At 56.5% G+C, this 21685-nt stretch carries 14 protein-coding genes; 2 read left to right on the plus strand and 12 right to left on the minus strand.

The features are described from left to right. Positions 1–51 precede the first annotated feature (51 nt). Entirely contained in the window at positions 52–1377 is a 1326-nt protein-coding gene (gene argA, locus JHD74_RS01925) for an amino-acid N-acetyltransferase (RefSeq protein WP_024529481.1), read from the plus strand. Positions 1378–1436: 59 nt separating this feature from the next. Here the strand turns inward: argA and recD are convergent, their stop codons facing one another. From recD to rppH, 12 genes are all read right to left on the minus strand, one after another. Beyond that, a complete protein-coding gene (gene recD / locus JHD74_RS01930) occupies positions 1437–3287 on the minus strand; it encodes an exodeoxyribonuclease V subunit alpha (protein WP_024529480.1) in 1851 nt (616 codons plus the stop codon). Then, positions 3284–6835 carry an exodeoxyribonuclease V subunit beta gene (gene recB, locus JHD74_RS01935; protein ID WP_199061445.1) on the minus strand — a complete coding sequence of 1184 codons (3552 nt, stop codon included), beginning with the start codon at positions 6833–6835 and terminating at the stop codon, positions 3284–3286. Before recB ends, recD begins: the two co-directional genes overlap by 4 nt. Further along, complete coding sequence (gene ptrA, locus JHD74_RS01940) at positions 6832–9723, minus strand: pitrilysin (RefSeq protein WP_199061511.1); 2892 nt, start codon at positions 9721–9723, stop codon at positions 6832–6834. Before ptrA ends, recB begins: the two co-directional genes overlap by 4 nt. Positions 9724–10015: 292 nt before the next feature. Further along, entirely contained in the window at positions 10016–13387 is a 3372-nt protein-coding gene (recC, locus tag JHD74_RS01945) for an exodeoxyribonuclease V subunit gamma (RefSeq protein ID WP_199061447.1), read from the minus strand. A gap of 181 nt (positions 13388–13568) precedes the next feature. Next, the gene (locus tag JHD74_RS01950) at positions 13569–13922 is read right to left on the minus strand and encodes a prepilin-type N-terminal cleavage/methylation domain-containing protein (RefSeq protein WP_370505603.1); all 354 of its coding nucleotides are present in this window, start codon (positions 13920–13922) and stop codon (positions 13569–13571) included. Beyond that, positions 13912–14358 (minus strand): YgdB family protein, encoded by a 447-nt coding sequence (locus tag JHD74_RS01955; RefSeq protein ID WP_024529476.1) that lies wholly within the window; start codon positions 14356–14358, stop codon positions 13912–13914. The genes JHD74_RS01950 and JHD74_RS01955 overlap by 11 nt, the downstream gene beginning before the upstream one ends. Before the next feature lie 2 nt (positions 14359–14360). After that, entirely contained in the window at positions 14361–14933 is a 573-nt protein-coding gene (locus JHD74_RS01960) for a prepilin peptidase-dependent protein (protein WP_024529475.1), read from the minus strand. Continuing rightward, on the minus strand, positions 14921–15424 hold the full coding sequence (locus tag JHD74_RS01965) for a prepilin peptidase-dependent protein (RefSeq protein ID WP_074031383.1): 504 nt from the start codon (positions 15422–15424) through the stop codon (positions 14921–14923). Before JHD74_RS01965 ends, JHD74_RS01960 begins: the two co-directional genes overlap by 13 nt. A 206-nt stretch (positions 15425–15630) precedes the next feature. Further along, a complete protein-coding gene (gene thyA / locus JHD74_RS01970) occupies positions 15631–16425 on the minus strand; it encodes a thymidylate synthase (RefSeq protein ID WP_024484282.1) in 795 nt (264 codons plus the stop codon). A 6-nt stretch (positions 16426–16431) separates the two neighbouring features. Then, entirely contained in the window at positions 16432–17304 is an 873-nt protein-coding gene (lgt, locus tag JHD74_RS01975) for a prolipoprotein diacylglyceryl transferase (RefSeq protein ID WP_024529473.1), read from the minus strand. Between the two features lie 195 nt (positions 17305–17499). Continuing rightward, a complete protein-coding gene (gene ptsP / locus JHD74_RS01980; protein ID WP_024484280.1) occupies positions 17500–19749 on the minus strand; it encodes a phosphoenolpyruvate--protein phosphotransferase in 2250 nt (749 codons plus the stop codon). 12 nt (positions 19750–19761) lie between these two features. Beyond that, positions 19762–20289 carry an RNA pyrophosphohydrolase gene (rppH, locus tag JHD74_RS01985; protein WP_021179868.1) on the minus strand — a complete coding sequence of 176 codons (528 nt, stop codon included), beginning with the start codon at positions 20287–20289 and terminating at the stop codon, positions 19762–19764. Between the two features lie 696 nt (positions 20290–20985). Between rppH and mutH the strand changes: the two genes are divergently transcribed. Further along, positions 20986–21666 carry a DNA mismatch repair endonuclease MutH gene (mutH, locus tag JHD74_RS01990; protein ID WP_024529472.1) on the plus strand — a complete coding sequence of 227 codons (681 nt, stop codon included), beginning with the start codon at positions 20986–20988 and terminating at the stop codon, positions 21664–21666. Positions 21667–21685 lie beyond the last annotated feature (19 nt).

Here is a 21685-nt window from a genome sequence, read left to right on the forward strand (position 1 = left end):
AAAGAATAAAAATACAAAAATACCGTATAAATATGCAAATGAGGTCTTGCCGTGAAGGAACGTAGTACAGAGCTGGTGCAAGGATTCCGTCACTCAGTTCCCTATATCAATACTCACCGTGGCAAGACCTTTGTCGTCATGCTGGGTGGCGAAGCTATTGAACATGAAAACTTTTCCAGTATCGTCAACGATATCGGGCTGTTACATAGCCTGGGCATTCGTCTGGTGGTGGTCTACGGTGCGCGGCCGCAGATTGACAACAATCTGGCGCAGCATAACTACGAGCCGATTTACCATAAGCATACCCGGGTGACCGACGCCCATACGCTAGAGTTGGTCAAACAGGCCGCTGGCTTGTTACAGCTGGATATTACCGCACGGCTTTCCATGAGCCTGAATAACACCCCATTGCAAGGGGCGCACATCAACGTAGTGAGCGGCAACTTTATTATCGCTCAACCGCTGGGCGTGGATGACGGCGTCGATTATTGCCACAGCGGCCGTATCCGCCGAATTGATGAAGAAGCCATTCATCGCCAACTAGACAGTAAGGCTATCGTGCTGATTGGCCCGGTGGCGGTATCGGTGACCGGTGAAAGCTTTAACCTGACCTCGGAAGAAGTCGCCACCCAGTTGGCAATCAAGCTGAAGGCCGAGAAAATGATCGGTTTCTGTTCATCACAAGGGGTGACCGATGCGGAAGGCAATATCCTTTCCGAACTGTTCCCCAACGATGCACAAAAGCGTATCGAGCAGTTGGAAGAGGCAGGTGACTACCATTCCGGCACCGTGCGCTTCCTGCGCGGCGCGGTAAAGGCCTGCCGCAGCGGAGTACGCCGCAGCCACCTGATCAGCTACCAGGAGGATGGTGCACTGGTACAGGAGCTGTTTTCACGCGACGGTATTGGTACCCAAATCGTCATGGAGAGTGCCGAACAGGTACGCCGGGCGACCATCAATGATATCGGTGGGATACTTGAGCTGATCCGCCCATTGGAGCAGCAAGGGATTTTAGTCCGCCGTTCGCGCGAGCAGTTGGAAATGGAGATCGACAAGTTCACGATTATCGAACGCGATAACCTGACCATCGCCTGCGCGGCGCTCTACCCGTTCCCGGAAGAGAAGATTGGTGAGATGGCCTGCGTGGCGGTACATCCGGATTACCGCAGCTCGTCGCGGGGTGAGATGCTGCTGCAGCGGGTAGAAAGCCAGGCGCGCCAGATGGGGCTACAGAAGCTGTTTGTGTTGACCACGCGCAGTATCCACTGGTTCCAGGAACGCGGCTTCACTCCGGCCGAAGTCGACGTGCTGCCGATGCAGAAACAGGCTTTATATAACTACCAGCGCCGCTCGAAGATCCTGTTGGCCGATCTTTGACTTACCCTGGCTAACCCATTGTTATCATGACGGGCGCAGCGTGCTGCGCCCCCTCGTTGTTACTTCCCGATCTGCAAGCGTTCGGCCAACCCGCTGCGGCGCTGCGTGGGGGTGCGGATGGCGCTTACCAACACCTTGTCTACCGCATACAGCGAAAGCCGCTGGCGTGCACGTGTAATGGCGGTATAAACCAGTTCGCGGGTCAGCACCGGCAGAAAATGATTCGGCAACACTAGTGCCGTATGGTCGAACTCCGACCCCTGTGATTTATGTACCGTCATCGCATAGGCGGTTTCATGCGCCGGTAAGCGGCTAGGCTGTACCGATTTAATGCTGCCGTCCGGTAATTGGAAATGCACGCGCAGATCGCCGCCCTCACCGGGTAAGGCAATGCCAATATCGCCGTTAAACAACCCCAGCGCGCTATCGTTGCGGCCAATCATCACCGGCCGCCCTAAATACCAACGCCCGGCGGGGCCAGGATTACGCCGAATCAAACCGGCACGCTGCAGCCCGCTTTCGATACGCTCATTCAGCCCGGCAACGCCAAATGGCCCTTCGCGCAGTGCGCAAAGCAACTGGAAGCGGCCAAAGGCATCCAGGATCGTCACGGCCCCCGCCCCTTCTGCCACCAGCCGCAGATAGTCGCGATAACCGGCAACGCAGCTATCCAGTAGCCGTTGATAATCTTCGGTTTCTGCCAGCGGGTAACCCGCTACGTCGGCATAGCTGCCGTTCAACGCTGCCAGGGCACGCTTGCTATCGCCAGCATTCACCGCCAAAGCCAACTGGCCAATGCCGGATTTGGCATCAAACCGGTAACTCTTGCGCAGTAGGCACAGGCTATCGCGCACCGCTGCCTCGGCCTCCGCTGGCTGCCCTTGCACGGGGCAACCGGTCAGACGCGCCAACTGTGCCGCACGGGCTTCGCTATATCCCTGCTCGGCAAACCGGCAGATATCTCCCAGCACGGCTCCAGCCTCCACCGAGGCCAGTTGATCGCGATCGCCCAGGAAGATGACTCGCGCCTTGGGGGGCAAGGCAGCAATCAACCTTGCCATCATGGGCAAATCCACCATCGAAGCTTCATCCACTACCAGCACATCCAGATGCAGCGGGTTCCCCCGGTGATAACGCATGCGCTGACTGTTTGGCTGGGCCCCCAGCAAGCGGTGTAACGTCGCCGCTTCCGTAGGGAACAGAGCTCGTTGCTCCGGGGTTAGATCCAACTGACGGCTAGCGCTTCCCAGGGATTCGGTTAGACGAGCCGCTGCTTTACCGGTAGGCGCAGCAAGTTGAATGCGCAGACGCTCCCCGTCCGCCAACTGCACCAGTGCCGCCAGCAGCTTGGCAACGGTGGTCGTTTTGCCGGTGCCGGGGCCGCCGGAAATAATCGCGATGCGGCGCGTGGCGGCTACCGCTGCGGCAATTTTTTGCCAGTCGGGTTCGTCCGTAGCCACGCCAAATAACCGATCGAGAATGGTGCGTAGCTGCGCCTCTTCAAGTTCCTCTGGCACACTGTCGCTACTGATAAAAGTGGCGACGTCACCTTCGCTCTGCCACATGCGCTGCAGATACAGCCGCTGCTGTTGCTGGACCATCGGCGTTGCCGTACTGCCATCGCTAACCGCAGGCGATCTCGCCAGACGCTGTTGCCAACTCGCCACGTCCGGTTGCCCGCAGGCCTGCCAGGCAGCCAGGGCCAACTCAGGCTGGCGGCCATCAAACAGATTTTCCGGCAATAGCTGTTCGAGCAACAGACAAACGTGGCCCGCACCGGCCTCCGAGCTCAGGCAGGCGGCGGCCAGCAGGATATCCGGTTCATCATCGTTGGCAACCACCTGGGCAAATTGCACGTCCAGCGGTCGCAAGGCGCCCAGAGCCAACGCCTGATGCAAAATCTCAATCATTGCCCATCCTCAACGTTGGCCGTTTCACCGCTAAACAGGCGATCCATTCCTTCAACCAGAGCATACTCCGGACGACAGGCAAAAATACCGTTGCCCTCATGCTCGGCATCTACCCCGCGTAAAAACAGATAAATCACCCCGCCAAAATGGCGCTGGTAATCGTAATCCGCCAGGCGATGCCCCAGATAGCGGTGCAGCGCCAAGGTATAGAGTTGGTATTGCAAATCGTAGCGGTGTTCCGCCATCGCCCGCGCCATCGCCTCTTGGGTATAGGCGCTGCTGTCTTCGCCCAGCCAGTTGGATTTGTAATCCAGCAGGTAGTATTTACCCTGCCAGCAGAATACCAGATCGATAAAGCCTTTCAGCATGCCCTGAACCTGTTGGAAATCCAGCGCCGGGCAGCCAGCAGAAAGGGGATCGTAGCGTTTTACCAACTCATCCAGTTGCTGCGCTTGCAGCAGGCCACCGATCGGCAGATAGAACTGTAATTCTGCCTGCCTGGCTCCCGACGGTAAGGCGGATAGCGCGACGCCGCTGCTATTAAGTGGCGCATTCAGCAGCACGTGCATCCAGCCGGATAATACCGGCAACCAATGCTCCTCCAGCCCTTGCTGTTGTAACTGCTCCAGCAGCCACTGCTCATCTAGCGGTTGGGTAAAATCCAGCTCCTCAAACAGGCTGTGGAGGAAAGTGCCAGGGGCCGCACCGCGCGGGAAAGTATGGGGAGTAAATGCGGGGGGTGTAACCGTATCGCCCTCACCAACGGCATCAACGTCCAGGCGCGGCAACAGCTCCTGCATCCGGCTTGAGCCATGCTGTTGCAAGCCGGTATAGCTGGTTACCCGCCAGAAGTCCTGCATCCTGCGTGGGAACTGCCTGGCCGCCAGTTCTGCAGCGGTTGCCGTCTGCGGCTGCCAGCTCTGTTCACCTGGCGCATCTACCAGCGACAGCGCAATGCCTTGGGTTGCCAACTGCTGCAGGCAGGTTTGCAGATAGGCCGCATCGCCCGCCTGCCCAGCCTGCACCAGATATCCCAGCGCGCTGCGGTGCAAATCCGTATCGCCCTGTTTCTTGCGCGTACCGAGGAACAACGGCGCAATACCGATGCTGCAGTGATACACCGAACGTGTCAGCGCCACATACAGCAGGCGCAAATCCTCCGCCAAACGCTCCTCTTCCGCCCAGGCCACGCTTTCTTCGTTGGCATTAAGATCCAGCAGGGCTTTAAAGGTCTGGCGATCGTGGTATAGCACCTGCTGCTGTTGACGGAAATTCCCCACAAAAGGCAGCCACACCAGATCGAACTCTAACCCTTTCGACTTGTGGATAGTGATCACCTGCACCAGATGACGGTCGCTTTCCAGCCGCAGTTGCTGATTATCCGACTGGCGATTCGGCTGAGCAATCTGCTGCGCCAACCAACGTACCAGCGCATGTTCACCATCCAACTGCGCCGTGGCTTCCTGCAACAGCTCCCCCAGGTGCATGACATCGGTCAAACGGCGCTCGCCACCTGGGCTGGCCAGCAGGTTTTCAGCCAGATGCTGCTTGGCCATCACCTCACGCAGCATCGGTAACACACCACGGCGAAGCCAGTGGCTACGGTATTCATCAAACTCGTTGACCAAATCATCCCAAGCGGACTCGTTATGGTTTAGCCCATCCAGCGTCAAGGCATCCAACCCCAATAGCCCGGTGGCCAAAGCGCAACGCAGGGTTCGCTCCTGTTCGGGAGCCAGCACCGCCTGTAGCAGCCAAAGTAAATCTTTGGCTTCCGGCGTATCAAACACGCTGTCACGGTTGGAAAGATAAACCGAGGGGATGGCCAGCGCGCTGAGTGCGTCACGCACCAACGCCGCTTCGGCGCGGCTACGCACCAGAATGGTTATATCCGATGCCTGAACGTGACGGCGTTGATCTCCTTTGACCAGCCAGGCTTCTCCGGCCTGCCCGGCACTCAGCCAGTCGCGGATCTGGGCTGCGCACAAGCGCGCCATTAATTGTTGGTAATCACTTACTCCGGCCCCATCCCCGGGTTGCAACCAGAATTGCATGGCCGGTTGCGGTTTATTCTGCCACTCGAAGACCAGTTCCTGATTCTTCGCTGCGGCAGCCACCTCGATAAACGGGATTTGGCCAAACAGGAACGGCTTTTCCACCTGAGCAAACAGGCGGTTAACGCTGCCAACCATAGCCGGTGATGAGCGCCAGTTGGTCTCTAAGGTGTAGTGGGCACTTACCTCCGAGCGAGCCTTCATATAGGTAAAAATGTCTGCCCCACGGAAGGCGTAAATCGCTTGTTTTGGATCCCCAATCAGCAGCAGACCACACTCTTCCCGGCCAACATACAGTTTCTGGAAGATCCGGTACTGCTGTGGGTCGGTATCCTGAAACTCATCGATCATCGCCACCGGATAACGCTGACGGATCGCCAACGCCAATTGTTCACCACCGGCGCTTTGCAGTGCCGCATCCAGCCTGCTGAGCAGATCGTCAAAACCCAGTTCGGCACGCTGGCGTTTTTCCTGTTGAATAGAAAGGCGTATTTCACTCAGCGCCCGTGCCATGATCAGGTCACGCAGGGTCAAGGGTTCGGCAAATAGCTCATCAACCGCCACAAACAGCGGATGCCTCGGGGCTTCACCTTTTTTGGTTTTCTCCAGCAGCACCGATTGGCGGAACTTCTCCAGCTCTTTAGGTAACTGGTAATCTTCGGTTTCCTGGCCCGCCCATTCCCCGACCTTATTCAGCCAGTTGGGTAAATGTTTGCTGCTGTAGCTGCGTTTGTCGACGCCAGACTGACTGATAAGCGCTTCCAGATCGGCCGCCGATGCCTGCCATTGCGCCTTGAGGGCATCGATCCGCGCAACTATCTGTTCATGGCGCATCAGCACCGTTTCTTCATCTTTAGGGGGCTGACGCAGAGTGGGAGCTTCGCCATGCAGATAGCCTGAGAGATCGCTCAACAAGGCCTCTGGGCCGCTCCACTCCTGACTAACCGCCCGGGCAACGCCCAGTGGCAATGGGTAGCAGTGACGCCGCCAAAAATCGGCGCAGGCCTGACGGCGCAACGGCAGTTCGTCCTGCACCAGCGTTTGTTCAAACAGAATGCCCGACTCGAATGCGTTGTGAGTGAGCATTCGCTGACAAAAACCGTGGATAGTGTAGATCGCCGCTTCGTCCATCTGGCGCTCGGCAGCCAGCAATTGCGCTGCGGCCTCTGGCAGATCGCCAATCTCCGCCATCAGCGCGGCAAACAGCGGGTCTGAGCTATGCCCACGTACGCAGGCAATGCGTAATGCGTGGATATTGCTGCGAATGCGACCCCGGAGTTCCTCTGTCGCCGCTTCGGTAAAGGTAACCACCAGGATCTCTTCTACCGTGAGCGGCCGTGGAAACGCCGCTGCCTGGCCTAAGCCAAGCAGCAAACGCAGATACAAAGCGCCGATAGTGAAGGTCTTCCCTGTCCCTGCCGAGGCTTCGATCAGCCGTTCACCAAACAGTGGCAACGTCAGTGGATCAAGCCGCTGAGGAACGCCTTTCGTCATGGCGTCGCCACTTTACGAGGCAGCGTTTTTTGCAGGGACGAGGCGTTAGGATAGGTCACCCAACCTTCACCCGGCGCAGCAAAGTCGGCTTTCTGCTGGCTGCTGCCACTCACCTGAGACAACAGTGCCAGACCCTGTGGCTTAATCACCGCCTGATGGAAGTAATCCGCCAGTTTGGCAGGCGTTAGAGTCTGCACCTGGGCGATCAGCTTTTCACGGGTATCAAAGGCGAAATTACCGCGATCGAAATCGCTACTGAAACGGCCCGCTTCTTCACCTAAGGTCTGTGGACGCTGTTGCAACTCATTGATCATGGCCTGTTTGTATTGGGCAAAATCGGCATCGCTCAATTCACGCAGGCGCTTTTCCGTCTTCGGATAGAAATCTTGATAGCGCTGGTAGAGATAGGCTGGCTGCTTACTGTTGCTTTGCAGCAGGAAACCGATGCCCCACTGGCGGCCAACCGGCATCGCAAAGGAGAACACCGCATAGCCGAGCTGCTCTTGGGTACGCAATTGGCTGTAGAACCAAGGTTGGATGATCTGCCCCAGCAATGAGCTATACGCCATGCTGGTCACTTCGTCATACCCCGTTGGGACATACACCGCCGCCAGCGCCGAATCGGTGCTGCTGCCAGGACGCTGCAGATTGGCAAACTGGTTTTTATCAATCACGACGTTTTCGCCATGCCACCATTCCACACCGGTACAACCCAGGCTGTGCTTCAGTGAAGAGGCCAGCGTGTCCACCTGTTGCTTGCTCATATTACCCACTACCAGCAACTCCGGCGTGGCCCCGGCCATCAGGCTGTCGCGGTAAGCCAGCACGTCTTGCAACGTTATGGTTTTCAGCACTTCACGGCGTTCACTGCGCTCGGAGTAAGGCACGCGGGACAGCATCTGTACTGGCTGGATCGCCAGCTCAAAGGCTTTGCCCTTCTCGGCGGAATCCAACTGTTCCAGATACCAGGATTTCGCCTGTTCCAACTGCTCTTGCGTTGGAGTAAAGCTGGAGTAGCCTTCAATCAATGAGGTCAACAGCTGTGGCAAGCGCTGGGTGAAACCATTGGCGCTAAACATCAGGCCATTATTGGGCGCGGTAGAGAAGCTAATCCCGCCCACCGAAGCCTGATAGCTCAACTCATCGAGCGAGATCCCCGCCAGATAATCCATCAACGAGAACAGCACCTGATTACGCGCCGAATCCATGGTTTTGGCGTTACGCAAAGCTACCGTCACATCGGCCTTGGGTTCATCGGCAAAATAGCGGCTTGGCATATACAGCACCCGCAGCCCTGGCTGGTTCACCACCATTTCCGGTTTGGTAAACTCATGTGAGGGCTTGTTCAGGGTAAACTCATCCGGAATATAAGGGTTCAACCCCGGCAGAGAAAGCGCGATATCTTTACCCAACTGCTGCCATTTCGCGAAGCGTTCCGCGCTGATTTTCTCAACCTGATAAGGTGCATCAACAAAGTATGCCGTTTTGTTGTGCGGCTCATTCGGGCTGACAAACCAGATACGCGCATTTTGTGGCGTCATCTGGCTCAGGCGTTCAGCAATGGCTTTAGGATCGTAGCGATCGGCCAGGTACGGCGCATCCAGCGTATTCTCTACCGGTACGCGCAGCATGGTGTCCACCAGCCATTCGATATAATTCATGTCGCGGGTAATCGACGGGTAGCGGAAATCCAGATTCAGCACATGGGCGATCTCGTCAAAATAACTTTGTTTGATCCCTTCGCCCTGCAGCATTTTCAGATAGCTGAAGATCGCTGCCACCACCTTGTCACGCTCTGCCAGCCCCTTGTCGGTCAAGGAAACGCTGATTGAGAATACGCCGCCGTTGCGATCGACCATCGGGTCGGCACCCGCATTGATGGCATCTGCCAGCCCCTGCTTCTGCAGCCAGTCGGAAAGCGTATTGGTGCTGCGATTGCCAATCAGGTAGCTGATATAGGTATCGGTTTTGCTGCGGAACTCGGCGCTGTTGTTATCGATACGGAATTCGACCTTAAGCTGTTTACGTGGCTGCGCCGGAACATAATGAATAATGATGCCCTGCTGCTCCGAGGTGGCCGCCGGAACGGTGATCGGTGGCACTTTCGCATCGTGGTTAGGAATGCGGCCGAAGGTTTTGACCGCCAGCGCTCTCAGTTCAGGCAAGGATTGGTTGCTGTACAGCACGCCCTTCATCAGGTTGGCAGAATAGTAACGCTGATAGAAACCAACGAGTTCTTCATGCAGCTTGCTGCCTGGCTTGTCCTGCAAAGTCTCGAGGTTGCCGCCAGAAAAACGTGCGCTAGGGTGAGCCGGATTAAGGGTTTCTGCCCCAACCTGCGCCATGCGCATACCGTCACGGGAGCGCGCCATCGTTAACTCGGCATTCACCGCGTTGCGTTCACGGTCCGCGTTGCCGGGATCGAGAATGGGTTCGGCAATGGCATCGGCCATGCGGTCGACAGCCGGCTCTAAAGCGTCGTTTTCCACTTCCAGATAGTATGCGGTGCGATAAGACGCGGTGCTGGCATTGTGGCTACCACCGTGCTTTTTCAAAAACTCGGAGAGGTTTTCGGGTTCTGGATAGCGCTTGGAGCCCATCAGTACCATATGTTCCAGGTAGTGAGCCAGGCCAAGTTGGCTGTTGGGATCTTCCAGCGAGCCTACCGGCAGCGCCAGGGCAGCCAGTGACTTTGGTGCCAGCGAGTCAGACACCAGCAGCACGGTCATGCCGTTATCCAGCTTGATAGCCTGATATTCACGCGGATCGTGATCGCTTTTGTTGATCTTTTCCGCCAGCGGTTGCCAGCCTTGTGCGGCCCAACTTAACGGCGCCCAAAACATAACCAATAACATCAACCCGGTAATGCGGGTCAACAGTCTGCGCATATCCAAAATAAACCCCTGTTCTCTGGCTGTCACGCCAACTCCCTGACGGTGACAGCATGGTGCAAAATGACACAACCGGAAGCGATGCCCAATGAAATTCAATTTCTAACTCAAAGCATTACGGTTTTAAACACTCAACTCACTATAGCCCACATCGTTGGGGGCGTAACGTACGCCACGTCTACAACGTATATGCCTATACGTTATGTAAGACCAGACTTAACCTCAATGGTTGAGTATAAAAGCGTAAAATTTTTATCATCTCACTGCGACCTGTATCACCGAGGGGGTGTTACCCCAGGTTATTGCGGGCCACGGGCAGCAGGTAACGCTCTGTTTCTTTCAGGATTTGTTCAAGGCGAACATTATCCATTTGGCGGAAAACGCGCTGGGTATAGGGATCTGCCCCCTCGCCCGGGATCCGCTGATCGCCCTGCCAGGCTTGCAGCAGCTTGGCACGCGCCTTGACCTGGACTTCTTCATCCCAGTCTATCTGCTGCGTTTGCGCCTGATAACATTGGCTCAACCAGGCCCAGCCGCTTTTATTGAGCAGCATCAGCGGCTGCGACAAGCCACGGCGGTAGCCCGCCACTAGCTCAGCCAACTGCTGATGGGCCTCCTCGCTCGTAAGCGCAGCGAAGCGCCAGGCGGAATTCTTGCTGCCAAACATGCGGCTTTCGCCGCTACCACCAACGCAGCAATACACCAGGTGCTCCAGCCAAAGTAAGATACCGTCTACGGCCGAAAGCGTTGCTGGCCGCCAGCGTAGCAAGCCATCCTGCTGTACCTGATGCAGCCAACCGGTGATACGCATGCCCGCCACGTCGATATCCAGCTCCAGGCTGCCATTCTCCTGGCGCTGTTCACGCACCCGTTCGGCCAGCTCCGCCATTTCTTCCTGCTGCTTTTGCCAGTAAATCTCACCGAAAGCTCCGTAAGGTAATCCTCCCGATGCCCGTACCCGTTGGTATAACTTGCCGGCGTCCTCCCCCTCGATCAGCGTGTTCAGCAATTGGCTGTTGAACTGATAGCGGCTGAGGTTATCCAGCGTAAAAGGCTCGTCTTCCGGCAGTTCGGTCTCTTCCAGAATAAAGTTAACGCCAAGACGTAGCTGGAAGAAGGCACGGATTGGATGGCGGTAAAAACGGAGCAGTTCATCAAGAGAAACCTGGGTTTTCTCTTCCACCGCCAGCGGTTGATTAAATTCCGGATGTGCAGCACCACGACCATCGGCAGCGGCCAACCATTCTGCCGCATAGCTTTGATCTTCACTCCCCGGCAGGAAGTTTTCCGCAGCAAACGGCATACGCGCATGACGTTTAAGCAAGTGCTCACCGACCCTGCGTGCGCTGCCGTCCGCATCCAGCCCTTCATCGCCGGGCAAGCAATAGCTTTGCTGCAGATATTCCAACAGTTCAGTGACCAATACGGAAGGATAGCGCTCGCTGTTGTCCTGAATGGAACGGCCAATAAAGCTGATATATAGCTGCTGCTGGGCAGAGAGGATCGCCTCCAGGAACAGGTAGCGGTCATCGTCACGGCGGCTGCGATCGCCCCGCTTAATCTGCTGCGCCATCAGGTCAAACCCCAGCGGCGGCAAGGTGCGAGGGTAGACACCGTCGTTCATGCCCAGCAGGCAGACCACCTTGAACGGAATGGAACGCATGGGCATCAGGGTACAAAAGTTGATCTGGCCGGCCAGGAAACGCTGGCTGATGCGTTGCTGATCGAGCCGTGCGGCCAGTTCATCGCGCAGCAGCGTCAACGGCACGGCATCGGGATAGCGTGCCGCCAGGCCAAAGCTGGCCACTTTCTGCCACTGCTCTTCGATCAGCGCCAACGCCTCTTCCGTTTCGCTGTCCGTCTCAAAGAAGCTATTGAGCAGTTGGCGGCACAGCGGCAGCCATTCGGCTAACGGCCGCTCTTCGCTGAGGATTTGCCGCCAACGGCTGAGTTGTGCCAGCAGATCGGCCAGTTGCCCGGCCAGTTCGGCCACTAATCCACTCGATTCATCGTAAGGTAATACGCCCTGCCAATCTCCGGCATTACTGTCCATGGCGTAGCCCAGCAGCATCCGCGTCAGACCAAACCGCCAGGTATGCTGCCCGGTTGCGGGCAGATCCAGCTCACGCACGTTGTCATCATCCAACCCCCAACGTACCCCGGATTCGCCAGTCCAGTGGCGTAACAGGCTTAACCCCTCTTCCTGAATCGAGAAACGCGCCGCTAACGCGGGCACGTCCAACAGCGCCAATACCTGCTCTGAGGTAAAACGGCTTTGCGGCAGATCAAGCAAGGAAATAAAGGCTTGTAGCGCGGGATGCGCCTGCCTGGCCTTACGATCGGAAATGGCAAACGGCAGATAGCGCCCGGCGGGCGCATTGCCAAACACCGCCTGAATATACGGGGTGTAGCTGTCGATATCCGCCACCATCACGATGATGTCGCGCGCGGTAAGGTGGGGATCTTCTGCCAGCATGGCCAGCAACCGATCGTGCAGCACCTCGACTTCGCGCTGCGGGCTATGGCAGGCATGAAGACTGATGGAACGATCCTGCGGATCGAGCTGGCGCTTATTGTCACTGCGCTCCAGGGTTTCTGGCGTGGTGCCGATCAGTGCGTGATCTTCCAGCTCCAGCATGTCGTGCTGAATAGCGTGCAGCAAGCTATCTGCCGGGATCTCGACAAAGGCATCCACTTCCTGCACCGCCTCCATCTGCGACAGTAAATACAGATGATCGCGCCCCAGCTTCCCCCAGGAAGCCAACAGCGGGTTACTCAGCTGTTGCTCACCCTCGGCATCAAATAGTTGGGCTGCCTGTTCTGGCTGACGGAACAAGCCTTGCTCGCGTGCCTGGTGATAGTGACGGCGTTTACGGCTCTGCAAACGGGCCAGGAAGGCGTAGTCCTGAATGTCACCCCAGTAATAGCGGCAAGGGTTGGTAAACATCAGATGGATATCAATATGTTTACCCAAAGCCTGCAGCGCTTCCAGATAGATTGGCGGCAAGGCAGAAATCCCGCAGATAAATACCCGTGGCGGCAACCCCGCAGGGCATTGAGTGGCATTCTCCAGCGCGCTGATAAACCGGCGATACAAGTTGGCGCGGTGCCATTCGGGCTGGCCCAGCTCGTGGGTATATTCCACCAACCGATGCCACAGGGGAGCTTGCCAGCTTTGCGCCTCTGCCAGCCCTTCGACCACCTCCCCACGCTGCCAACTCTCCAGCCACTGCGGGCGATAAACCAGATATTGGTCAAACAGATCGGCAACGCGCCCGGCGAGCTGGTGGACCTTGCGCTTGTCGGCGTCATCGGTCAGGTAATGCTGTAAAGGAGCAAACTCGGGCCGGGTCAGCATGCCTGGCAGCAGCCACATCAGCTTCCAGGTCATGGCATCTTTGCTAAAGGCGCTCTCTTTGGGAATACCGGGCAATACCTTGGTGAACATGTCCCAGATAAAGGTCGCCGGTAGCGGGAAAACGATATTCGCGGCAATGCCAAACTGCTCGGCCAGCTGCATCTGCAACCACTGCGCCATACCGGGGCTTTGCACCAGCACCACTTCCTGTTGAAACGGATCGGCCAAAGGTTCTCTGGCTATCAGCGCGCTGGTCAGCGTTTTCAGCAAGTCCAACTGATTGGAATGATAAACCGTAAACATGAGGCTCCTTGGAAGCGTAAAAGGGCATTACCAACTACTGACTCAACGTCCCCTCACCCTAACCCAAAGGGAGAGGGAACCGATCGAGAACACCTCGACCAATATAGAGAGGGATATCGATCAAGACGACTGACAAACCTCACCGGCCCACTACATAGGGGCGCTACATGTAAGGCCCGCGCTACAGCCCGCAATACCAACGGCTGAGTTCAACCTGTTGCTGCAGCGGCGTTTGTATTTTCACCGTGCGCTTCAGGCATGAGCCTTGCGCCTGGAGGGTTTCGACTTGGTAATGCCAATTAGGCGGTAGCGATATGGCATGGTTTATTTCGGCACCGGCACTGAATATTTCCAGCTGTTGGTGCGCCAGCGACCAGGCCTGTCGATATTGCCACTGCCGTTGAAAAGCCTGCAACAACACCTGCTGATAGTGTAACAGCCCGAGCAGCGAGACGGCGAACAACAATGCCGCGATCAACACTTCAGGCAGGCTGAAACCCCGTTGAGTTCGCCAGCCTGTCCGTTTATTCAGCACAATCGCTTTCCCGCTTTTCCGGGCAAAAATCCAGCCAGCCGCCTTTTTGCGCTTTCAGCAGGTGGCCGCCAGCCCCGCCTTGTTGTGTAGCCAGTTGGTATAGCCACAAGGGCTCAGATCCCGCGATATCCCCAGCCCCACGAACCATCACCAAACCGGTACGGGCAGAGAGCCGAGCGCAGGCTTGCAGCGCCTCGCCGCTTATCTGCTGACAGGACCAATGGTCCGCCTGTAGAGACTCCCGTGGCCACGACTGCGCCAGCCCCCAGCTTAGTGCCGAAGCCGCCTGGTTATAGGCCCGCAGGTAACGTTGCTGATCGACAGCCAGCAATAGCGCGCTGTCCAATTGCCGCTGCTGGGCGGTGAGCAGCATCAGCCCCATTACCAGCAACAGCATCACCGCAGCCAATGTGCTGCCCCCCTGCTGCCTATCCATCTCTAGGGTGCCTCCATGCTAACCGCCCACTCCAGGCGGCGTTCTATATTTGCCCGCACCGTTGAGCGGCCACTTAGGGCAAACAACATCAAGGATTTGCCATCGCGCCCTGCAATCTGGCTGACAGAAAAAGACTCAATCCGGACCGCTTCCTGATCGAGCAAACGTTCCCAGCCACTGCCTTGGCACTGGATCACGCCGCTTTGCCCCTCCAGCCCACCGGCCCGCAGGCGGTAACCAAAATACTCGGCATCGCCACCGCTGTCCCAGTTGCCATTGCGGTCAAGATCGTAGGCCACGATCACACAGCTGCCCGGCGCTTCCCCTGCCGCATGGCTAATCAGCAGCGAACGCCCCTGACACTGCCCGGCACAAAACCCGCTACGGCGCAGATCCTTTTCAATCCCGAAAGCCAGCTGGCGTAACACCAGATCCAACCGATAATGACGGCCCATATCAACCGTCTGCTGACGCAGTATCGGTAAGGTTTTCGCAGCCGCCAATGCTATCAGGCTGCCGAAAGTCATCGCCAGCAGCACCTCCGGCAGGGTAAAGCCTGGTTCTAAGGTTCGCATAAGGGCAGGCTCCGGATGGCGGTTTCTTCGCTGCACAGACGCAGTCGCCCTTTGGCGGAGAGCACCAGACGTATGCGGCCAGCATGATTGCCTAGCAGAATATGCCCGGCCTGGGCATTGTTGCGCACCCCATAAAATCCCATCTCCTTTTGGGTATAACCTTGTAGCTCCACATCCAGGTGTTCTGGGGTAAAGGCCCAGCCCGCCAGTGCAGTACAGGATGCCACCTGCGGGCCGCTGCCTATGCACCAGATTTTGCCTGGCCGAAACCACAATAAAGCGTTGCGGTTATGCCAGTTGGCATCGGCCTGTAAGCGCGTTAAAAATGCCAGCAGTTGCTGGGCAGTCTGCTCCAACCGCAGCGCCTGTTGATAGTGATGCCACTGGCTAACCCCCCAAGAGGTCAGCATCCCCGCCAGGACCATCACGATCATCAGTTCGATCAGCGTCAGGCCTTGGTGGTGTTCGGGGCTATTTTTATATCGGTTCATACGGCGAGTGTAATCGGCCAGAGGCACGATGAAAGGCACCTTTTCTCAGGCTGGCAAATGATGCGCAGAATTTTTAGTTAGCAGGTAACAAGCTGGGGGAAATTGAGTACGGCTTCGCATTTTTGGCAATGCAGCACGGGCGCAGCATGTGGCGCGCCAACTTTCAGCGGGATTAAGAAAGAGGGCCGGATACGGCCCTCAGCAAATCAGATAGCGACAGGAGCCTTGATCGGCGGGTGCGGATCGTAGCCTTCAATCTCAAAATCTTCAAAGCGGTAATCAAACAGCGAGGCTGGCTTGCGTTTGATCACCAGCTTAGGCAACGCACGCGGTTCGCGGGTTAATTGCAGCTGCGTCTGCTCCATGTGGTTGCTATACAGATGGGTGTCACCACCGGTCCAGACGAAATCGCCCACTTCCAGATCGCACTGTTGCGCCATCATATGGACTAGCAACGCATAGCTGGCAATGTTGAACGGCAGGCCCAGGAACACGTCGCACGAGCGCTGATACAGCTGGCAAGAGAGTTTGCCGTCCGCCACATAGAACTGGAAGAAGGCATGGCACGGTGCCAGAGCCATCTTATCCAGCTCACCCACGTTCCAGGCAGAAACAATAATACGGCGCGAGTCCGGGTCCTGTTTCAGCTGTTGCAACACGGTGCTTAGCTGGTCAATCTGGCGACCATCCGCCGCGCCCCAGGCACGCCATTGCTTGCCATAGACCGGGCCAAGATCGCCGTTTTCATCGGCCCATTCGTCCCAGATACTGACGTTGTTTTCGCGCAGATACGCCACGTTGGTATCGCCGTTCAGGAACCACAGCAGCTCATGAATGATCGACCGCAGGTGGCATTTCTTGGTGGTCACCAACGGGAAACCTTCCTGCAGGTTGAAACGCATCTGGTGGCCGAAAATCGACAACGTGCCAGTGCCGGTACGGTCGGCTTTAGGGGTGCCCTCGGCGAGCACTTTGTTCATCAAATCCAGATACTGTTTCATTTTTCCTCACGACTGTTGTTGCTGTGGACGACGACGATACGCCCAGATCATCATAATAATACCGGCGAGCACCATCGGCACGGACAGGATTTGCCCCATGCTGATCACCCCGTCAAACAGGCCAAGCTGGGCATCCGGCTGGCGGAACGCTTCGACGATAATGCGGAATGTGCCATAGCCAATCAGGAACAGGCCCGAAACGGCCCCCATCGGACGTGGTTTGCGGATGAACAGGTTCAGAATGATAAACAGCACGATGCCTTCCAGCACCATTTCATACAGCTGCGACGGATGACGTGGCAACACGCCATATTCATTGAGCAGCGGCAGCAGTTGAGGATTGGCGGCAGCGATGGCGATATCTTCCGTACGCGAGCTTGGGAACAGCATCGCCCAAGGTGTATCGGTAGTGACACGCCCCCACAGCTCACCGTTGATAAAGTTGCCCAGGCGGCCAGCGCCAAGACCAAACGGGATCAGTGGGGCAATAAAATCAGAGACCTGGAAGAAGTTGCGCTTGGTACGACGGGCAAACCACAGCATCACCGCGATCACGCCAATCAGGCCGCCGTGGAATGACATACCGCCATCCCAGACTTTGAACAGGTAGAGCGGGTTATCCAGGAACAGCGGCAGGTTGTAGAACAATACATAACCGACACGGCCACCGATAAAGACCCCAAGGAAACCGGCATACAGCATGTTTTCCACTTCGTCTTTGGTCCAACCGCTACCGGGCTTGTTCGCGCGGCGTACCGCCAACCACATGGCAAAAACAAAGCCAACCAGGTACATCAAACCATACCAGTGCAAAGAGACCGGGCCGATAGAGAAAATCACCGGATCAAATTTTGGAAACGCCAGATAGCTAGTGCTCATCTATCACCACAATATGTCTGTTATTCATCCCCAAACGGGGGCGGCAGGTGCCAAACGCGGTGCAAAACCCGTGCAACGGGAGCACCGCATTGAGATGGCGCATCATAACATAGGCTTAACCACGTCCGGGCTCACCGGCCGGGAAAAGTTCTGTAAAAAAATAGGTCTACGCTTAACGGGCTGGGCAACGCCCAATCAACGGCCGCCGCGGATCAGCCCCCCCATGCCGCGCCGTTCCATAAACGCCGCTACCTGGTGACGAACCTCGGTGGTCATCTGGGCGCTCAATACCCGCTGGGCCAGCCCTTGAGCGTCTTCCAGTTCGATATGGCGCAACAGATATTTGATTCGTGCGACGCTGCGCCCGTTCATGCTCAGATTGCGGTAACCCATTCCCACCAGCAGCAGAGCGCCCATCGGGTCGCCCGCCAGTTCACCGCACAGGCTGACCTGCAGACCGGCCGCCGTCCCCTGCTCGATGATCAATTTCAGTACCTGCAGCATGGCTGGATGCAGGCTGTCATACAGCGAGGCAACGCGGGTGTTATTACGATCCACCGCCAGCAGGTACTGAGTTAAATCGTTGGTTCCCACCGAGATAAAATCGACGCGAGCGGCCAGATAAGGGATCAGGAAGATCATCGACGGCACTTCCAGCATTACGCCGATCCGCGGTTTGGGAATATCGTATCCCAGCATCTCTTCCACTTCTCGCCCGGCGCGATCGATCAGGCGTTTGGCCTCGTCGATCTCTTCCAGGCTGGTGATCATTGGCAACAGGATCCCCAGATTGCCGGTTCCCGCATTGGCACGCAGCATGGCACGCACCTGGATCAGGAAGATTTCTGGCTGATCCAGCGTAATGCGGATCCCCCGCCAACCAAGGCACGGGTTTTCCTCGCTGATCGGCATGTAGGGCAGTTGTTTATCAGCACCGATATCCAGCGTACGCAGCGTTACCGGCTTATGCGGATAGAAGAGTTGCAGCATGCCCTGATATTGCGCCACCTGCTCCTCTTCCGACGGGAAGCCGCTTTGCAGCATGAACGGGATCTCGGTACGGTACAGGCCAACGCCGTCCACGCGCGCACCCAGCAGTTGTTCATGTTCCGGGCTAAGGCCAGCGTTCAGCATCACCTGGATCCGCTCACCGCTTTTCAGCTCTGCGGGCTGTTCAACGTCGTCTTCTGCCAGCTTGCTGAGCTCCTGCTCTTCGCTGATCAGACGTTGATATTCCTTCACCAGCACCGGTTCCGGATCGACCAGCAGCTCGCCGCGATAGCCATCAACAATCAGCATTCGCTGGGCCAACAGCGCAGGCTGGATGTCTGCCCCCATCACCGTTGGCACACCCATGGCCCGCACCAGGATCGCGGCATGGGAGTTGGCAGCACCGTCCCGCACTACCACGCCAGCCAGGCGATCCTGCGGTACTTCGGCCAATAGGGTCGCCGTCAGCTCATCGGCGACCAGCACAAAACGGGCTGGCCATTGGCTGGCCCCTTGGGTGGTATCGTCGAGGTGGAATAGCAGGCGTTGGCCAAGCGCGCGCAGATCGCTGGCACGCTCGCGCATATAGGTATCTTGCAAGGTCGCAAACTGGGCTGCGAAGGCTTCAATCACCTGTTTTACCGCCCATTCGGCCACCGAACCGGCATCGATCTCCGCGTACAGTTCACGTTTGAGGCGAGCATCGTTGAGCAGGTGGGAATAGAGATCGAAGATCGCCGCGCTCTCTTTTTGCGAGCTGGCGCTAAAACGCTTACTGAAGCGGCGAAACTCTGCCCCAGCCTCTTCCAACGCCTGTGTCAGGCGTTCGCGCTCGCTGACGGTATCCAGCGTGGAGGCTTTATACACCTGATCGAGTGAAGGCTGGCTACTATCTAACCAGCCCTCCGCCACCGCCACGCCAGGAGCCGCAGCCAGCGCCCGAATGCGGGTCTGGCGATACTGGCCAAAAATGGCGTTTAGCTGTGATAACGAGAGGATCCCGGCCATTTGGGTGGCCAAGGTAACCATGAAGGATTCTTCGCTTTCGTCAAACTGGCGCAGTTCACGTTGCTGCACCACCAACACGCCAAGCAGCTGGCGGCGATGAATGATCGGCACGCCAAGGAAGGATCGGAAACGATCCTCTTTGACCTGCGGAATATATTTGAAGCTGGGATGGCTTTGGGCATCCGCCAGGTTGATCGGCTCCGCCCGCCGCCCGACCAGGCCGACGATGCCTTCGTCAAAGGCCAGGGCAATAGTGCGTCCACGGGGCTTTTTCAACCCGCGCGTCGCCATCAGGTAATAACAGCGGCGGTCGTTGTCTGCCAGATAAATCGAGCAGACTTCGGTGTCCATCGCCAGACAGGTTTCATTGACCAAAAGATCCAGCGCATCTGTCAGACTGGCCGCCGCGGCCACTTTCTCAACAATTTCTCGCAAGCGCGTGAGCATAGTCGGTTTGACTTAACCTCTCTTTCGGCGATAAGCAGGAGGCTGCCGCTGTGCTGCCAGTTCCTGCATTGGCATGACGGTTGCGGCAAACTCTTTCATAACCCGGCGGTACACGTCACGTTTAAACGACACCACCTGGCGCACCGGATACCAGAAACTCACCCAGCGCCAGCCGTCAAACTCAGGCGTACTGCTGCGCTGCATGTTGATATCCGCGTCATTGCACATTAACTGCAGCAGAAACCATTTCTGCTTTTGGCCGATACAAACCGGCTTTGTGTCCCAACGCACCAAACGTTTTGGCAATTTATAGCGCAACCAGTTGCGGGTAGAGGCCAGGATACGCACATCCTTTTTACTCAGCCCCACTTCTTCGAACAGCTCACGGTACATCGCCTGCTCAGGCGTTTCGCCAGGGTTTATTCCCCCTTGGGGAAACTGCCAGGAGTGCTGACCGTAACGGCGGGCCCATAGGACCTGCCCCTGACGATTACAGATTACGATACCAACATTCGGGCGGTAGCCATCATCATCGATCACCGGACTACCTCGATAAGCATAAATTCGTATTGATAACCTGATTGTTTCACACAAGCCACAGGCGGTAAACCACTGCTTTGCAACGCCGTCGCTCGAATAACATTGGGATAACTCACAGATAATGGCAAAGTTATAAACATGTAACGAGGTTCGAGGGCGGTTTTATTCACTTTTTCTGTGGATAGGTGTGTGAAGAACTCTAGGGATAAGCCGGGAAAACTCGATTGAACTTAAAATATGCCGTATTTTCAATTTTTAATTATTTCTTTAAATACAATGCATTAATGACTCAAAAGCAGTTATGAACAGGGTAAAAATGTGATCTATGCACGCTTTGGATCTTTCTCTGGTGAAAGATCCACCAATGCGGATTTTATCCACAGATTATTATACCCAGTGACCTATAAAACCGCCAAATTCGTAAAAAATGCCCCGCGTCAAGGCTGTAAATCAAACCAGTGATCGGTAAAAAGTTGGGTTATCCCAGAAATCTGTGGATAAATAGGTGTAAGATCCTGTTTATTGTCGGTGGCTACAGGTGCACAACCCCGCACTGAAAATTTTCTACCGCGATTGGGTAGCCAAAAAGTCATGCAAAATCATGCTACTATTGTTGTTTTCCCCAGCCAGCTTTTCCCTTTTAAGGCTGTGAGTAAATTCGGTACGTTTTTTAACCACAATGCATAGGTCTGATTTATGGCGTGTTTATCCCCTCTGCCACCAGAAAACGAACAGCAATTATTAGCCCGTGCTCAGGCGCTGGCTGGCTTTAACCTTGGCGAACTGGCAGCCCGTGCGCAGGTCAGCATCCCCAAGGATCTCAAACGGGATAAAGGTTGGGTCGGCATGCTGCTGGAGCTATATCTGGGGGCCATGGCGGGCAGTAAACCTGAACAGGATTTCCCAGAGCTGGGCATTGAGTTGAAAACCATCCCGGTCGACGCCGCCGGTAACCCACTGGAAACCACTTTCGTCTGCGTAGCCCCACTGACAGGCAATAGCGGCGTCACTTGGGAAAGTAGCCACGTACGCCACAAACTGGCACGCGTACTATGGATCCCAGTGGAGGGCGAACGACAAATCCCGTTGGCACAGCGCCGCGTAGGTTGCCCGCTGCTGTGGCAGCCCAATCAGGAAGAAACCGAGATGCTGCGCCGGGATTGGGAAGAGCTGATGGATCTTATCGTACTCGGCCAGGTTGAACGGATCACTGCCCGCCATGGCGAAGTGCTACAGCTGCGGCCAAAAGCGGCCAACAACAAGGCACTGACCGAAGCCACCGGCGAACAGGGCCAACCAATCCTGACCTTGCCGCGCGGCTTTTATCTGAAGAAAAACTTCACCCGGGCGCTGCTCGCCAGGCACTTTACGCTTTGATTAGCCCTCCGCCCTCTGA

This window comes from Serratia sp. ASV30, assembly GCF_016428815.1.
Classification (GTDB): Bacteria; Pseudomonadota; Gammaproteobacteria; order Enterobacterales; family Enterobacteriaceae; genus Chania; species Chania fonticola_C.

Excerpts from the sequence above, each read along its gene's own strand:
- ptrA (WP_199061511.1), bottom strand. The coding sequence starts at position 9,723 with ATGCGCAGACTGTTGACCCGCATTACCGGGTTGATGTTATTGGTTATG.
- ptsP (WP_024484280.1), bottom strand. The coding sequence starts at position 19,749 with ATGCTCACGCGCTTGCGAGAAATTGTTGAGAAAGTGGCCGCGGCGGCC.
- lgt (WP_024529473.1), bottom strand. The coding sequence starts at position 17,304 with ATGAGCACTAGCTATCTGGCGTTTCCAAAATTTGATCCGGTGATTTTC.
- thyA (WP_024484282.1), bottom strand. The coding sequence starts at position 16,425 with ATGAAACAGTATCTGGATTTGATGAACAAAGTGCTCGCCGAGGGCACC.
- JHD74_RS01960 (WP_024529475.1), bottom strand. The coding sequence starts at position 14,933 with ATGCGAACCTTAGAACCAGGCTTTACCCTGCCGGAGGTGCTGCTGGCG.
- JHD74_RS01965 (WP_074031383.1), bottom strand. The coding sequence starts at position 15,424 with ATGAACCGATATAAAAATAGCCCCGAACACCACCAAGGCCTGACGCTG.
- recD (WP_024529480.1), bottom strand. The coding sequence starts at position 3,287 with ATGATTGAGATTTTGCATCAGGCGTTGGCTCTGGGCGCCTTGCGACCG.
- JHD74_RS01955 (WP_024529476.1), bottom strand. The coding sequence starts at position 14,358 with ATGGATAGGCAGCAGGGGGGCAGCACATTGGCTGCGGTGATGCTGTTG.
- mutH (WP_024529472.1), top strand. The coding sequence starts at position 20,986 with ATGGCGTGTTTATCCCCTCTGCCACCAGAAAACGAACAGCAATTATTA.
- recB (WP_199061445.1), bottom strand. The coding sequence starts at position 6,835 with ATGACGAAAGGCGTTCCTCAGCGGCTTGATCCACTGACGTTGCCACTG.
- recC (WP_199061447.1), bottom strand. The coding sequence starts at position 13,387 with ATGTTTACGGTTTATCATTCCAATCAGTTGGACTTGCTGAAAACGCTG.